This window comes from Streptomyces sp. NPDC048172 (assembly GCF_043202595.1).
In the GTDB taxonomy this organism is placed as follows: Bacteria; Actinomycetota; Actinomycetes; order Streptomycetales; family Streptomycetaceae; genus Streptomyces.
The window spans coordinates 283,167-298,373 of record NZ_JBIDAT010000010.1 but is presented as its reverse complement, the minus strand read 5'-3'; the positions used below and the strand labels follow the sequence as shown (position 1 = coordinate 298,373).

General features: G+C 72.9%; 7 protein-coding genes. 5 read left to right on the top strand and 2 right to left on the bottom strand.

All coding sequences use genetic code 11. The features are described from left to right. Positions 1-46: 46 nt before the first annotated feature. Both ACGF3A_RS37235 and ACGF3A_RS37230 read left to right on the top strand, forming a co-directional pair. The gene (locus ACGF3A_RS37235; protein ID WP_393734926.1) at positions 47-5,050 is read left to right on the top strand and encodes an NAD-glutamate dehydrogenase; all 5,004 of its coding nucleotides are present in this window, start codon (positions 47-49) and stop codon (positions 5,048-5,050) included. Between the two features lie 100 nt (positions 5,051-5,150). Then, a complete protein-coding gene (locus ACGF3A_RS37230) occupies positions 5,151-7,250 on the top strand; it encodes a hypothetical protein (protein ID WP_393734925.1) in 2,100 nt (699 codons plus the stop codon). Here ACGF3A_RS37230 and ACGF3A_RS37225 read toward each other — a convergent pair. After that, positions 7,208-8,971, bottom strand: a complete 1,764-nt coding sequence (locus ACGF3A_RS37225) for a glycosyltransferase family 2 protein (RefSeq protein WP_393734924.1) — start codon at positions 8,969-8,971, stop codon at positions 7,208-7,210. The genes ACGF3A_RS37230 and ACGF3A_RS37225 overlap by 43 nt on opposite strands. Next, positions 8,968-11,385 (bottom strand): glycosyltransferase, encoded by a 2,418-nt coding sequence (locus ACGF3A_RS37220; RefSeq protein WP_393734923.1) that lies wholly within the window; start codon positions 11,383-11,385, stop codon positions 8,968-8,970. The genes ACGF3A_RS37225 and ACGF3A_RS37220 overlap by 4 nt, the downstream gene beginning before the upstream one ends. A gap of 218 nt (positions 11,386-11,603) precedes the next feature. On the opposite strand from ACGF3A_RS37220, the gene ACGF3A_RS37215 reads away from it, so the two are divergent. The 3 genes from ACGF3A_RS37215 (at position 11,604) to ACGF3A_RS37205 (ending at position 15,196) form a co-directional block, all read left to right on the top strand. Next, a complete protein-coding gene (locus tag ACGF3A_RS37215) occupies positions 11,604-12,698 on the top strand; it encodes an acyltransferase family protein (RefSeq protein ID WP_393734922.1) in 1,095 nt (364 codons plus the stop codon). Then, a complete protein-coding gene (locus ACGF3A_RS37210) occupies positions 12,698-14,074 on the top strand; it encodes an acyltransferase family protein (protein ID WP_393734921.1) in 1,377 nt (458 codons plus the stop codon). The genes ACGF3A_RS37215 and ACGF3A_RS37210 overlap by 1 nt, the downstream gene beginning before the upstream one ends. A 186-nt stretch (positions 14,075-14,260) precedes the next feature. Then, a complete protein-coding gene (locus tag ACGF3A_RS37205; RefSeq protein ID WP_393734920.1) occupies positions 14,261-15,196 on the top strand; it encodes a class I SAM-dependent methyltransferase in 936 nt (311 codons plus the stop codon). Positions 15,197-15,207: the final 11 nt, after the last annotated feature.

Here is a 15,207-nt window from a genome sequence, read left to right as displayed (position 1 = left end):
CACCATCCCGACGTCACGCAACGGCGCGCGACAGGAGCCAGAGGACATGCAGACCAAGCTGGATGAAGCAAAAGCCGAGCGGCTGGCTGAGGCCGCCCGGGTGGCAGAACAGAGCCCGGCCGGGGGCCATCACCCCGTACAGGGGCTTGAGGACGACGCACTCGCCGCGTATCTCCAGCGTTACTACCTGCACACCGCGCCCGAGGACCTCACCGACCGTGATCCGGTCGACATCCTCGGAGCAGCCCTCGCCCACTACCGGCTCGCCCAGGAGCGCCCGCAGGGCACCGCGAACGTACGCGTCTACTCCCCGTCCGTCGACGAGAACGGCTGGTCGTGCACGCACACGGTCGTCGAGGTCGTCACGGACGACATGCCCTTCCTGGTCGATTCCGTCACCAACGAGCTGTCCCGGCAGGGCCGCGGCATCCACGCCGTGATCCACCCCCAGATGGTGGTGCGCAGGGACCTGACCGGCCGGCTGCTGGAGGTGCTCTCCACCGGCAAGGAGGAGCCCGCCACCGCCGCGGAGGCGAAGGCGGCGCGCGAGGAGCTGCCGCACGACGCGCTCACCGAGTCCTGGATCCACGTCGAGATCGACCGTGAGACGGACAGGGAGGACCTCAAGCAGATCAACGGCGATCTGCTCCGGGTGCTCTCGGACGTCCGCGAGGCCGTCGAGGACTGGCAGAAGATGCGGGGCGCCGCGCTCCGGATCGCCGACGAGCTCCCCGACGAGCCGACCGCCGACGACCTGCGCGAACAGGAGGTCGAGGAGGCGCGCGAGCTGCTGAAGTGGCTCGCCGACGACCACTTCACCTTCCTCGGCTACCGCGAGTACGAGCTGGACGCGGAGAACGTCCCCGCCGACGACGACGGCGAGGAGCTCTTCCTCACCCCCGTGCCCGGCACCGGGCTGGGCGTCCTGCGCTCCGACCCGCAGCACGCCTCCGAGGACGGCCACCCGGTCTCGCCGTCCTTCAACCGGCTCCCGGCCGACGCGCGCGCCAAGGCGCGCGAGCACCGGCTGCTGGTGCTGACGAAGGCGAACAGCCGTGCGACGGTGCACCGTGCCTCGTACCTCGACTACATCGGCGTGAAGAAGTTCGACGCCGAGGGGAACGTCGTCGGGGAGCGCCGCTTCCTGGGCCTGTTCTCCTCCGCCGCGTACACCGAGTCGGTGCGGCGCGTGCCGGTGATCCGCCGCAAGGTCGCCGAGGTGCTGGAAGGCGCCGGGTTCCGGCCCGACAGCCACGCGGGGCGCGACCTGCTGCAGATCCTGGAGACCTATCCGCGCGACGAGCTGTTCCAGACCTCCACCGACCAGCTCCGCTCCATCGTCACCTCGGTCCTCTACCTCCAGGAGCGCCGCAAGCTGCGGCTCTACCTGCGCCAGGACGAGTACGGGCGCTACTACTCCGCGCTGGTCTACCTCCCGCGCGACCGCTACACGACGGCCGTCCGGCTGCGGCTCACCGACATCCTCACCGAGGAGCTCGGCGGCACCAGCGTCGACTTCACCGCGTGGAACACCGAATCGGTGCTCTCCCGGCTGCACTTCGTCATCCGGGTCACGCCCGGCGCCGAGCTGATCGAGCTGACGGACGCCGAGGTCGACCGGATCGAGGCGCGGCTCGCCGAGGCCGCGCGCTCCTGGGCCGACGGGTTCAGCGAGGCGCTGGTCGCCGAGTGCGGCGAGGAGCAGGCCGCCGAGCTGTCGCACAAGTACGCGCACGCCTTCCCCGAGGGCTACAAGGCGGACTTCCCGCCGCGCGCCGCCGTCGCCGACCTCCAGCACATCGAGCGCCTCGCCAGGAACGGCGCGGGGCGTGAGGGCGGCGGTCCCGGGGGCAACTTCGCGCTGAGCCTGTACGAGCCGGTGGGCGCGGCCGCGGGGGAGCGCCGCTTCAAGATCTACCGCACGGGCGAGCCGGTCTCCCTCTCCGCCGTGCTGCCCGGCCTCCAGGCCATGGGCGTCGAGGTCGTGGACGAGCGTCCGTACGAGCTGCGCTGCGCGGACCGTTCGGCCGCGTGGATCTACGACTTCGGGCTCCGGATGCCCGCCTCGCAGCGCAAGGACCTGGACGAGGAGACGCGTGAGCGCTTCCAGGAGGCGTTCTCCGCGATCTGGGAGGGCCGCGCCGAGAACGACGGGCTGAACGCGCTGGTGCTCTCCGCCGGGCTCTCCTGGCGGCAGGCGATGGTGCTGCGCGCGTACGCGAAGTACCTGCGGCAGGCGGGGAACGCCTTCAGCCAGGCGTACATGGAGGACACCCTCCGGCGGAACGTGCACACGACGCGGCTGCTCGTCAGCCTGTTCGAGGCCCGCCTCGACCCGGGCCGCACCGCCGCCGGTCACGAGCTGACCGACGGGCTGCTGGAGGAGCTGAACGGGGCGCTGGACCAGGTCGCGAGCCTCGACGAGGACCGCATCCTGCGCTCGTTCCTCACCGTCATCCGGGCCACCCTGCGCACCAACTACTTCCAGAAGGACAGCCAGGGCAACCCGCACTCGTACGTCTCGATGAAGCTGGACCCGAAGGCGATCCCGGACCTGCCGGCCCCGCGCCCGCAGTACGAGGTGTGGGTGTACTCGCCGCGCGTCGAGGGCGTGCACCTGCGGTTCGGCAAGGTCGCGCGCGGCGGGCTGCGCTGGTCGGACCGGAAGGAGGACTTCCGTACGGAGATCCTCGGCCTGGTCAAGGCGCAGGAGGTCAAGAACACCGTCATCGTGCCGGTCGGCGCGAAGGGCGGCTTCGTCGGCAAGCAGCTGCCCGACCCGGCGGTGGACCGCGACGCGTGGCAGGCCGAGGGCATCGTCTGCTACAAGACGTTCATCTCGGGCCTGCTCGACATCACGGACAACCTGGTGGGCGGCGAGGTCGTGCACCCCGAGGACGTGGTCCGGCACGACGGGGACGACACCTATCTGGTCGTCGCCGCCGACAAGGGCACCGCGACCTTCTCGGACATCGCCAACGAGGTCGCGGAGGCGTACGGGTACTGGCTCGGTGACGCCTTCGCCTCCGGCGGCTCCGCGGGCTACGACCACAAGGGCATGGGCATCACCGCCAAGGGCGCCTGGGAGTCGGTGAAGCGCCATTTCCGTGAGCTTGGCCACGACACCCAGACCGAGGACTTCACGGCGGTCGGTGTCGGCGACATGTCGGGCGACGTGTTCGGCAACGGGATGCTGCTCTCCGAGCACATCCGGCTGGTCGCGGCCTTCGACCACCGGCACATCTTCCTGGACCCGGACCCGGAGGCGGCGAGTTCGTACGCGGAGCGCAGGCGCCTGTTCGAGCTGCCGCGCTCGTCCTGGGCGGACTACGACAAGGACCTGATCTCGGCGGGCGGCGGGATCCACCCGCGCAGCGCCAAGTCGGTCCCGATCACCCCGCAGGTGCGCGCCGCGCTCGGCATCGAGCAGGGGGTCAGCAAGATGACTCCGGCGGACCTGATGAAGGCGATCCTCTCGGCCCCGGTGGACCTGCTGTGGAACGGCGGCATCGGCACGTACGTCAAGGCGTCCACGGAGACGGACGCGGACGTCGGCGACAAGGGCAACGACGCCATCCGGGTGGACGGCCAGGACCTGCGGGTCAAGGTCGTCGGCGAGGGCGGCAACCTGGGCTGCACCCAGCTGGGCCGGATCGAGTTCGCCCGTAACGGCGGCAGGATCAACACCGACGCGATCGACAACAGCGCCGGTGTGGACACCTCCGACCACGAGGTCAACATCAAGATCCTGCTCAACGCGGTCGTCGCCGAGGGCGACATGACCGTCAAGCAGCGCAACGCGCTGCTGGCCGAGATGACCGACGAGGTCGGCGAGCTGGTCCTGCGCAACAACTACGCGCAGAACGCCGCGCTGGCCAACTCCTCGACCCAGGCGCAGAGCCTGCTGATGGCCAACCAGCGGCACATGCGCAAGCTGGTCAAGGAGGGGCGGCTCGACCGCGGGCTGGAGTTCCTGCCCACGGACCGGCAGATCCGCGAGCGGCTCTCCAACGGGCAGGGCCTCACCCAGCCCGAGCTGGCCGTCATGCTCGCCTACACCAAGATCACGGTCACCGAGGAACTGATCGGTACCGAACTGCCCGACGACGCCTACCTCCAGCGGCTGGCGTACGCGTACTTCCCCAAGGCGCTGCGCGAGCGGTTCAGCCAGCAGATCGACTCGCACGCGCTGCGCCGCGAGATCGTGACGACGGTGCTGGTCAACGACACGATCAACACCGGTGGTTCGACCTTCCTGCACCGGATGAAGGAGGAATCGGGCGCCTCTACTGAGGAGATCGTCCGCGCCCACACGGCGGCGCGCGCCATCTTCCGCCTGGGCGACATCTGGGACGAGGCCGAGGCGCTGGACAACAGGGTCGCGGCCGACGTACTGACCTCCATCCGGCTGCGCTCGCGCCAGCTGGTGGAGCGCGGCACCCGCTGGCTGCTCAACAACCGCCCGCAGCCGCTGCTGCTGGCCGACACCATCGAGCAGTTCAGCGACCGCGTCGAGACCGTCTGGGCGGAGCTGCCGAAGCTCCTCAAGGGCGACGACCTCAAGTGGCACCAGAAGGTCTACGACCAGCTCTCCGGGGCCGGTGTCCCCTCCGAGCTGGCGCTGCGCGTCGCGGGCTTCTCCGCCGCGTTCTCCACGCTGGACGTGGTCGCGGTCGCGGGCCGGATGGACAAGGACCTGCTGGACGTGGCCGAGGTCTACTTCGACCTGGCCGACCGGCTCGGCATCACCCAGCTCCAGCAGCGCGTCAGCGAGCTGCCGCGCGCCGACCGCTGGCAGTCGATGGCGCGCGCGGCGATCCGCGAGGACCTGTACGCGGCGCACCAGCTCCTCACCGCCGACGTCCTGGCGGCGGGCAACGGGAGCGCGAGCGCGGAGCAGCGGTACGAGGCGTGGGAGGAGAAGAACCACGCGATCCTCGTCCGCGCGCGGGGCACGCTGGACGAGATCCAGTCCTCCGACACGTTCGACCTGGCGAACCTCTCGGTCGCCATGCGGACCATGCGGACGCTCTTGAGGAGCAACCGGTAAGGGCCGAGGGGGCGCCGGTGCCCCCGTTCGGCCGTCGCTGACGCGACGTGAGCGTCCCTCCCGGCCTACCGTGAAAGTTCGGTAGGCCGGGAGGTGTCGTTTGGCACGCACAGGCGCGCGCTCGCTGCGTGAGCTGGCCGCCCTCGGGGGCACGCTCGCGCTGCTGGCCCTGGGGTACGTCCTGCAGCTGCTGGGCATCCTGCTGCCCGGCGCGGTGCCCGCCGTCGCGGGGGCCGTGCTCGGGGTGCTCACGGACGTCCTGCTGTTCCGGTGGCAGCGCGGCGCCGCCAGACGGCTGGGGCGGGCCCAGATGACCGCGCCCGTGCGCCAGTTGCTGCGCGACGGGCTGTTCCTGGGCGGCCTGGCGCGGCTGGACGCGCTGCGCCCCGACGGGAAGGGGGCCTGGCTGCTGGTGGCCGTGCTCGGCTGCTGGGCCCTGCACTTCCTGTGCCAGGCGGTGGCCGGGGCCGTACGGACGCGGCGCAGGCTGCCCTTCGTCATCCGCAACATCGACGCCACGGGCCTCGGCCTCACCCCCGCCCCGCCCGCCCTCTTCGCCCGCCAGGGCACCCTGCGGCTGACGGGAGTGGGGGCGCTGGTGACGGTGGGCGCGGCCGTCTCGGCGGGTACGGGGGACGCGCTGTGGGCGGCGCTCGTGGCGAGCTGCTGCTGCGCGGGCCTGCTCGCGGGCACGGCCCATCTGGGCAGCTGGCTGCTGTCACGCAAACGGGTGGCCGACGAGGAGCGGGCGCTGGACTGGCTGGACGGCTGGCTGGAGGAGTACCGCCCCACCCTGGCTCTCTACTTCTCCGGCGGGACCTCCTCGGCGTACCAGGCGAACATGTGGCTCTCCACCCTGGCGGCGCTGGACGGACGGCCCCTGATCGTGCTGCGCGAGCGGTTCATGGTGCGCAAGCTCGGCGCCACGGACATCCCCGTCCTGTGCCTCCCCAAGGTCGCGCACCTGATGCACCTGGAGCACTCGGCGCTGCGCGTGCTGCTGCACCCCGCGAACTCCGGGAAGACCTCCCAGGCGCTGCGCATCCCCACCCTCAAGCACGCGTTCATCAACCACGGGGAGAGCGACAAGCTGTCCTCGTGCAATCCGTACGCGAAGGCGTACGACCAGGTGTGGGTGGCCGGTGAGGCGGCGCGGGAGCGGTACCGGGCGGCGGACATCGGGGTGGAGGACAAGGACGTGGTCGAGGTGGGCCGCCCCCAGCTCGCGCCCATCCGCCCCGCGGAGCCTCCGCGGGGGAAGGACATGCTGACCGTCCTGTACGCGCCCACCTGGGAGGGCTGGACGACCGATCCGGGCAACACCTCCGTCATCCTCGCGGGCGAGAACATCGTGCGCGCCCTGCTGGCCGACCCGAAGATGCGGCTCCTCTACAAGCCGCACCCCATGACCGGTTCGGTCGATCCCCGCGCGCGCGAGGCCGACATGAGGATCCGCCAGCTGGTGACGGAGGCCAACGCGCGCCGTACGGGGCCGCGTCCGGGGCCCGAGACGGTGGCGGGGCTGGAACGGGCCGCGGTCGAGCTGGCGGAGCTGACCGTCAGCGCCGCCCGCCCGGGGGCCGACGAGGTGGAGCGCATGCTCGCGCAGTCCCGCCCGGAGCCCGGCCACGCCGACCGGGTCGCGGAGGCCACGGCGGCGTGGGAGGAGGCGTACTGGGCCTCGCTGCCCGCCTGGGAGCACCAGGTCGTCACGGGGCCCATGCCGGGGATCTACTCCTGCTTCAACCAGTCGGACCTGCTGGTCTCCGACGTCTCCTCGGTCGTCTCCGACTACCTGGTCAGCGAGAAGCCGTACGCGGTCGCCAACACCTCAGGGATGAGCGAGGAGGAGTACCGCACCGCCTACCCCACCGTGCGGGCCGCGACCGTCCTGACGCCCGGAGCCGAGGGGGTGCCGGAGCTGCTGGAGACGGTCCGGCACCCGGAGCGGGACCTGCTCGCGGAGGCCCGCCGCGCGCTGAAGGTCCACCTGCTCGGCCCGGCCGAGCCGCCGTCCCTCGCCCGCTTCAACGCCGCGTGCCTCGACCTCGCCGCCGAGGCCGAGGCACGCAACGCCCGTCAGGCGGCCCAGGCGCGCGAGGTGGAGCCGGTCGACGCCGAGGCCGAGGTGGAGGCCGAGCACGAGCTGAACGGCTCTCAGGCGCTCGCTGAGGCGCTCGGCGACGACGACAGGCTCTGACGGCTGTCTCCGTCGTCGCCCCCGCCCGTACGCGCGCCTTCCGGAGCCGTGTGCGCCGCCTCGGTGCCTTCCGTCCCCGTGCCTTCCGTCTCCGTGCCCTCCTCCTGCGGGCCCTCGACGCGCAGGCCGCGCAGCTTGGGGGCGCTGATCCAGCCGCAGCTGTTCGTCTGCGTCTTGACGTGCCAGGTGCCCGGTGCGAGCGGTCCGCCCTGGTCGGCGGTGGCGGGGTCGACGGTGAACTCCGTCTCGTAGCGCAGCGCGTAGCGCTCCGGCGTACTTGTACGCGCCGTTCCGGACGCGCCGCGCAGCCGCCGGGCGACGCGGCCCAGGAGGCCGCCGCCGTCCTGGCCCTCGTACTGGCCGTGCGGTTCGTGCGGTTCGTCCAGCGGCACCGCGGTGAAGCGGCGCGTGCCCCGGACGGCGAGGATCGTGCCGCCCTCCGTGTGGTGGAGCAGGCCGCGGGCCTTGCCGCCGGAGGCGTCCTCCGTGAAGTCCGCCGCCTCGGCGACGCCGGGTACGGCCGCGACGGAGGCGGGCAGCTCCCAGCGGTAGCTCTTCCCGCGCCGGGTGAACGCCACGGGTTCTACGGGCGCGCCCGCGAACTCCGGGTGCACCAGGCGCGTACGGACGCGCACGGTGAGCCGTCCGTCGTGCCATTCGGCCGACCGCACCTGGTGCTCGTGCGCGATGCCCGCCTCGAAGACCGCGAAGTCCTCCCAGGCGTCCCGGTCGCCGTGCCGGGCGAGCGCCGAGACGACGCGCAGCCGGGCGGGCAGGTGGGCGTCGGCCTCCTCGGGGATGTCGGCGGCCAGCGTGCTGACCGCGTCGAACCAGGCGTAGCGGTGCTCCGCGGGCTGGATGAGGAGGCCCCGGCCGGTGAGGCGGCGCAGGCCCTTGTAGCCGTACCAGTTGGCCAGCAGCTTGTTGCGCAGCCGCCCGGACGGTACGCGCGTCTCCGGGGCGTCCAGGACGGCGAGGACCCTGCGGATGCTGTCGACGTACGGGACGGGGTCGATGTGCTGGTAGCTGATGTTGTGCTGGCCGTTGCTGTGACGGACCCAGTGGTAGCAGGTGTAGTCGTGCACCGTGGAGACGCGTTCGGTCAGCAGGTAGGCGCGCAGCATGAAGATGTGGTCCTCCAGGCGCACCTTGCCCTCGGCGAACCGCAGCTCCTTCTCGCGCAGGAACGCGCGCCGGAACAGCTTGTGCACGGTCATCGAGCCGAGCAGCACGGTGTTCCTGCGCAGGCTCGCGCGGGCCAGGGGCTTGTCGAAGACCGCGCGGGGCGCGCCGCGGCCGTGTCCGGCCATACGGCCGATGACGACGTCGGCGTCCGTCTCGCGCGCCCGCGCGTGGAGCCGTTCCAGCGCCTCGGGCGCGAGCCAGTCGTCGTCGTCCACATAGTGCACGTACTCGCCGCGCGCGGCGTCGGTACCGACGTTGCGGGGCCTGCCGGGCCAGCCGGAGTTCTCGATCCGTACGACCCGCATGTTCGGCTCGTCGGCCAGTTCGCGCTCCAGGATCTCCGCCGTGTCGTCGGTGGAGCCGTCGTCGACGTAGATGACCTCGAACTCCTCGCGCGGGAGCGTCTGCTCGCGCAGGGCCCGCAGTCCCGCCAGCACGGTCGGGCCCGTGTTGTACGTCGGGACGACGACGCTGACCTTGAGCGCCGCCGGGTTCCGGTCGGTCGTCGGGGCCGGTGTCGGGGCCGGGGCTGTCACGCCGCCTCCAGGGTGGATCCGGTGGTGTCGGGTGCGGTGGGTGCCGTACGGCGCGCCGCGGGGCGCTCCGGGACGGGCACGGCGTGCTCGGAGGGCTCGCCGGGCAGCGGCTGGAGGCCGACGGCCAGGCCGTTGTCGAGCGTGAAGTGGAGCCGTACGCCGGTCTCGCTGTCGCCCAGCCGGGCGACGGGGGAGACGTCGGTCTTCTTCCGGTCGGCGAGGTCGCCCAGCAGTCGGGCCATCCGTACGCGCGGCCGTCCGTGCCCCGGCTGGACCCACAGGTCCCAGACGGGGTCCTCGTCCCGGGAGCCGAGGGCCGCGGGGAGGTCGTAGGGCAGCGCGAAGGAGAGCGCGCCGTCGGCGCCGGGCGCGGCGTCCAGGGGGAGCGAGAAATCGTGCGCCGGGTCGGTACGGGAGACGCCGACCAGGGACACGCCTTCCACCGCCCCCACGGCCTCCCCGGGACCGGCCTCCCCGTGGAGGGCAGCCCGGACGGTGAAGGCGCGGCCGTCCAGGGAGAGCGAGGTTACCTCGGCGTGGCTCGTGCGGCGCCATGCCCGTACCGCCAGATAGCCGTCGGACGTCGCGTACGGCACCCAGGGATTGAGGCGGCCCTCCGCGTCGGAGGGGAGCGGCGGGTCGAGGGTGAGCAGCCGCGCCGTCTCGACCGTGCCCGCCCGGACGCGGCGGCGCCTGCGGTCGGTGGCGCGCTCGACGTACGTGTCCCAGCGGGCCTCGGCCAGCGCGTGCGCGGCGTGGTCGAGACGGGCCTCCAGCCAGCCGTCCACGGCCTGCTCGCGCGGCGGCAGGGCGACGCGCACGGGGGAGACGCCCGTCGTCCTGCGGGGGCGCAGCAGCAGGGAGCCGCCCTCCCGCGGCACCCCGGCCACGGGCAGCCGTACGGCCAGCGAGCCGTCCTCCGCGACGGTGACGTGGGCCTCGGCGAGCGGCAGGGGGCTGCCGGGCTCGCGCACCAGCCGCAGGACGGGCCGCAGCACGGTGGCCGCGACGCGGCGCGGGGTGAGCGGGCGCCGTGCGCGCGCCGCCGCAGCGGGCCGCTGACGGGCCGCTGACGGCCGCTGACGGACGGCGCGGGGTGTGCGGGGGGCGGTGGGCGCCGCGGCCCGCACGGGCCGCTGGGGCGCCCCGGGGGCGGACGCGGGGGCCGCCGCGGCGGTCGTCGTCGGCGGGGCCGTGGGCACCCGGCGGGCCGGGGAGTCGACGGTGACGCGCTCGGGCCGTTCGGCGCGGATGCCCTCGATCAGCGCCTCGTACTCGGCGGCGATCCGGTCGGGCGCGTACCGCGCGGCCTTGTCGAGCGCGGCCCGCGCCATCCGGTGGCGCAGCGCGGGGTCCTCGATGAGCTGGAGGAGCGCGTCGGCGTACGCGCGGACGGTGATCTCCTCGTCGTCGCCGAGCGGCGAGAGCAGTCCGTCGCGGCCGTTGGCGATGATCTCGCCGGGGCCGTAGGGGGCGTCGGTGCTGACGACCGGGACGCCGCAGTGCATGGCCTCGACCAGGGTCATCCCGAAGGACTCGGCGTCGGAGGAGACGGCGGCGACGGAGCCCTTGGCCCACTCGGCGTCCAGGGGCGAGCGGGGGCCCATGAGGGAGACGCGGTCGTAGAGGCCGAGCTTGTTGACGAGCGCACGGAGTGTGTCGTGCTGCCTGCCCCTGCCGTAGAGGCGGAGCTTCCAGTCGGGGTGCTGCTCGGAGACGAGCGCGAAGGCGCGTATCAGGCGGTCGTAACGCTTGACCCTGATGAGGCGGCCCGCCGCGACGATCAGTTTGGCCTCGCCGTCGGAGGGCGCGACCTGCGCGGGCGGTACGGCGTTGGGGACGCAGACGATCCGGGTGCCGGTCTCCAGGGCCTCGGGGAGCGCGTTGCGGTAGTCGACCGCGTCGGCGTAGGAGACGGTCACGAAGGCGTCGAGGGAGGGTATCGCCGCGTTCTGGTGCGTGCGTATGTGCGCGCGGTGCATGGCCTGGGTGAGGTGTTCCTGGCCTATGCGTATGTACCGGTCGCTGCCGTAGGCCGCCAGGTAGTCGTTGATCTTGGGACGGGTGCCGATCACGACGTCCGCGTCGGTGTTCCGCAGGAACTCCTCCGTACGGACATCGCCGAGGCGGGTCGAGATGCCCCGCGCGAAATGGTCGGTCCCCTCGGTGAAGCGTTCGCTCAACCGGTGGTACAGCGGGTCGTCACCGTCGTACGCGGGGGAGGAGCGCCGCAGGTCGATCAGGTGCGTCAGCGTGATCCGCGGATCGAACGGGAGGGCCGGGTGCTCCGCGGCCCTGCGGAGGCTGACCACCTCGACCTCGTGGCGCTCGGCGAGGGCCCGCGAGAGGTTCACCGTCGACCTGATCGTCCCGCCGATCCCATAGGCGTTGTCCAGCAGGAACGCGATCTTCATCAGGGCTCCGCATCTTTCGTCCTCAGGTGGTGCGCGGACCCGCACTGGGCATGGGCAGCGCGATGTCCGTGTTGCGCCATTATTCCTGTGGGGTGTGAGAGGCGCGATATGGGGGTGTGCGGAGCGGTCGTGGGGCGATCGGCCGTTCTGTACCCCGTTCGGCCGCGCGGCGGCATTTCGCGCCGGACGCGCGCAATACCGCGCTTACTGTCTGATCAATGGCCACCGAGATCGCGGACCGCGCAGGGCCGGGCAGCGTGCCCGCGCCCCCGGATCGCGATGCCTTCCTCGACAACGCCAAGTTCCTGCTGATCGTCCTCGTCGTGGTGGGCCACGTCTGGCCCCTGGCGCTGGTCGAGGCGGTCCGCCCGGCGAAGGCCGGCTACCTGTGGATCACCGCGTTCCACATGCCCGCCTTCGTGCTGCTGTGCGGCTACCTGTCGCGGGGTTTCACGGGACGGCCCGACCAGGTGCGCAGACTGCTCGCCGGGGTCCTGGCGCCGTATCTCGTCTTCGAGACGCTCTACACCGCGCTGGACTCCGCCGCCCGGGACCGCCCCTTCGCGCTCACCCCGACCGAGCCGACGTTCCTGTGCTGGTTCCTGGCGGCGCTCTTCGTCTGGCGGCTGACCGCGCCCGTATGGCGCGCCGTGCCGTACCCCGTGCCGGTCGCCGTGCTGATCTCCCTCGCCGCCGGGACCACGACCCTGGGGTACGACCTGGCGCTGCCCCGCGTGCTGATGTTCCTGCCCTGGTTCGTGCTGGGCCTGCGGCTGCGCCCCGAGCACCTCGCGCGGCTCCGGGAGCCCCGGGTGCGCCGCTGGGCGCCGCTCGTGCTGCTGGGCGCCGCCGTGGGCGCCTACGCCTTCGCGCCCGGCACGAACCTCCACTGGACGTGGATGAGCTCCGGGTACGAGGGGCTGGGCGCGGGGCCGGTGCGGTACCTGCTCGTACGGGTCGCGCTCTTCGCGATCGGCGCCGCGATGACCGCGGCCTTCCTGGCGCTGGTGCCCGGGCGCCGCACCTGGTTCACCGCACTGGGCGCCGTGACCCTGTACCCGTATCTGCTGCACGGTCTGCTGACGTCGGCCGCCTCCGCCTACGGATGGCACGCGCCGCTCCTGCCGTGGGACCTGTCCGGCGCCGTGCTGCTGACCGTGCTCGGCGCCGCCCTCGCGGTGCTGCTGTCGAGCGCGCCCGTACGGCGGCTCGCGCGGCCCCTGGTGGAGCCGCCGCTGCCGGGCCTCACGGGACGGACGGAGCGGTCCGGAAAGAGCGACCAGCCCGGAACGAGCGAACCGAGGACGGCGTGATGCACAGAGAGCACCCGAGCGCGCCCGCGGCGCCCCCTGCCCCCGATTCCCCCGCCCCCGCCTCAGCCCCCTCCCCGCCGTACGGCGGGGAGGACACCGGCGCGTCCGCGACGGTGCCGCCGCCCGGCACGGCGCCCGGGAGCGGATCCGCGCGGGCGGGCGGGAGCGGATCCGCGCGGGCGGGCGGCGGGCAGCCTCGCGCCCGTTTCCGCCGGCTGTCCGGCGCCTCGGCGCCCGGCGGGCGCGACCCCTTCCTCGACAACGCCAAGTTCCTGCTCGTCGTCCTCGTCGTGGCGGGGCACAACTGGGACCCGCTCGTCGAGGGCATGCGGGGCGTCAAGGCGGCCTATCTGCTGGTGTACGCGTTCCACATGCCCGCCTTCGTGATGCTCTGCGGCTACTTCTCGCGGAGCTTCACCGGACGGCCCGAGCAGGTGCGCAGACTGCTCGCCGGGGTGCTGCTGCCCTACCTGGTCTTCGAGGCCGTGTACGCGGGCGTCTACGCGCTCTTCCTGGACCAGCCGTTCGCCGTCACGCCCACGGAGCCGCGGTTCGTGTGCTGGTTCCTGGCGGCCCTGTTCGTCTGGCGGCTGACCTCGCCCCTGTGGCGCGCGGTGCGCTGGCCGGTCGCGGTCACCGTGGTCCTCTCGGTCGGCGCCGGGCTCACCGACCTGGGCAGCGAGCTGGCCCTGTCACGCGTCCTGATGTTCCTGCCCTGGTTCGTCCTGGGGCTGCGGCTGCGCTCCGAGCATCTGCGGCCCCTGCGCAACAGGGCGGCACGCCGCTGGGCGCTGCCCCTGATGGCGCTCGCCGCCGTCGGCGCGTACTGGGCGGCGCCACGGGTGGACCGGCGCTGGGTGCTGATGGAGCACGGCAGCGCCCAGCTCGGCGTCGAACCGTACGTCTACGCCGGGGTGCGGCTCGGGCTGTTCGCGGTCTCCGCCGTGCTCGTCGCCGCCTTCCTCGCCCTGGTCCCCTCGCGCCGTACGGGCTTCACGGCGCTCGGGGCCGTCACGGTGTACCCGTTCCTGCTGCACGGGCTGCTGCTCAAGCCGGTGGAGGGGCTGGGCGGATACGGACCGGTGTACGACGGCGGGCTCCTCGCCGTCGCCGCGACGACCGTGGTCGCCGTCGCGTGGGCCGTACTGCTCAGCTCGGCGCCCGTACGGCGCGCCCTGTGGCCCCTGGTCGAACCGCGCTTCCCCCGGTGGCTCAGCCCGGACGGCCGTGCCGACGAGGGCACCCCGGGCGGCGGCTCTCCCGGAGCTCCGCGACGGCCCGCGGCGAAGGCGGCCCGCAGGGCGGGGAAGCGGGTGCGCGGGCGTGCCGGAGGGCCGACGACACAGGGCGGCACGGCCTCCCCGGTGCGCACTTAGCGCCCCTCGGTGCGCCCCTGGCACCCCCGTAACGCGAGCTGAACTCCCGGTGCACGCCGGACGGCAGGCGGCGGAAGCTCTCCCGATTGCCCCTTCCCGCGGGTGCGTCATCCGCCTCACGACCCCTATACAGAGGCCCCAGGCCCCTCGAACGCTCCCGTCACCACCAGAGGAGACCCGCTCCGTATGAGCACCGCACCAGTCGCAGACGGCAAGCGCGCCCCCCTGACCCATGAGGAACTCCCGGCCCCACGCTCGTTCGACGACGTGCCGGGCTGGTTCTACCGCACGGATCTCATCCTCTTCGACTGGTTCCTGGACCGTCAGCGGCGGATCGGCGAACGGGGCGACCTGCTGGAGATGGGCGCCTACATGGGCAAGAGCGCCGTCATGATGCAGTCGTACCTCCGCCCGGAGGAGACGTTCACCGTCTGCGACCTCTTCGACTCCGACGCCGCGCCCGACGAGGCCAACGGACGGGAGATGCGCGGCTCCTACTCGACGCTCACCCGGCGCGCGTTCGAGGCGAACTTCCTCTCCTTCCACGACGAGCTGCCGCGCGTCGTCCAGGCACCCACCTCCGTCGTGCCGGAGGAGATCACCTCCGGAAGCTGCCGCTACGTGCACGTCGACGCCTCGCACCTGTACGCGCACGTACGGGGCGACATCCAGGCCGCCTGCGAGGCGCTCACCCCGGAGGGCCTCGTCGTCCTGGACGACTACCGCTCCGAGCACACCCCGGGCGTCGCCTGCGCCACCTGGCAGGCCGTTCTGGAGAGCGGGCTGCGGCCCATCTGCGTGTCCGGCCACAAGTTCTACGGCACCTGGGGCGACCCCGCGCCCTGGCAGGACGAGCTGCACGCGGCGCTGCGGGAGCGCGGCAAGTGCTGGCTCCAGTGGCAGGAGGTGGCCGGGCACCGGCTGCTCCTGGTGGGCGCCCGGAAGGCGGACGCGCCGCCGCTGCCCCCGTCCCGCCACGGGACCGCCGCCTCGGCCGAGCCCGCGCGCAACGGTGGCGGCGGCGGAGGCGGCGGCAAGCTCGCCAAGAAGGTCGCGGCCGACCTGCTGCCGCCCGTCGTGACCCGGGCCTTGGTGAAGGCGCGCGGGAACGGCCGGAAGTAGCCCGGCGTACG

Excerpts from the sequence above, each read along its gene's own strand:
- ACGF3A_RS37235 (WP_393734926.1), top strand. The coding sequence starts at position 47 with ATGCAGACCAAGCTGGATGAAGCAAAAGCCGAGCGGCTGGCTGAGGCC.
- ACGF3A_RS37220 (WP_393734923.1), bottom strand. The coding sequence starts at position 11,385 with ATGAAGATCGCGTTCCTGCTGGACAACGCCTATGGGATCGGCGGGACG.
- ACGF3A_RS37215 (WP_393734922.1), top strand. The coding sequence starts at position 11,604 with ATGGCCACCGAGATCGCGGACCGCGCAGGGCCGGGCAGCGTGCCCGCG.
- ACGF3A_RS37210 (WP_393734921.1), top strand. The coding sequence starts at position 12,698 with ATGCACAGAGAGCACCCGAGCGCGCCCGCGGCGCCCCCTGCCCCCGAT.
- ACGF3A_RS37205 (WP_393734920.1), top strand. The coding sequence starts at position 14,261 with ATGAGCACCGCACCAGTCGCAGACGGCAAGCGCGCCCCCCTGACCCAT.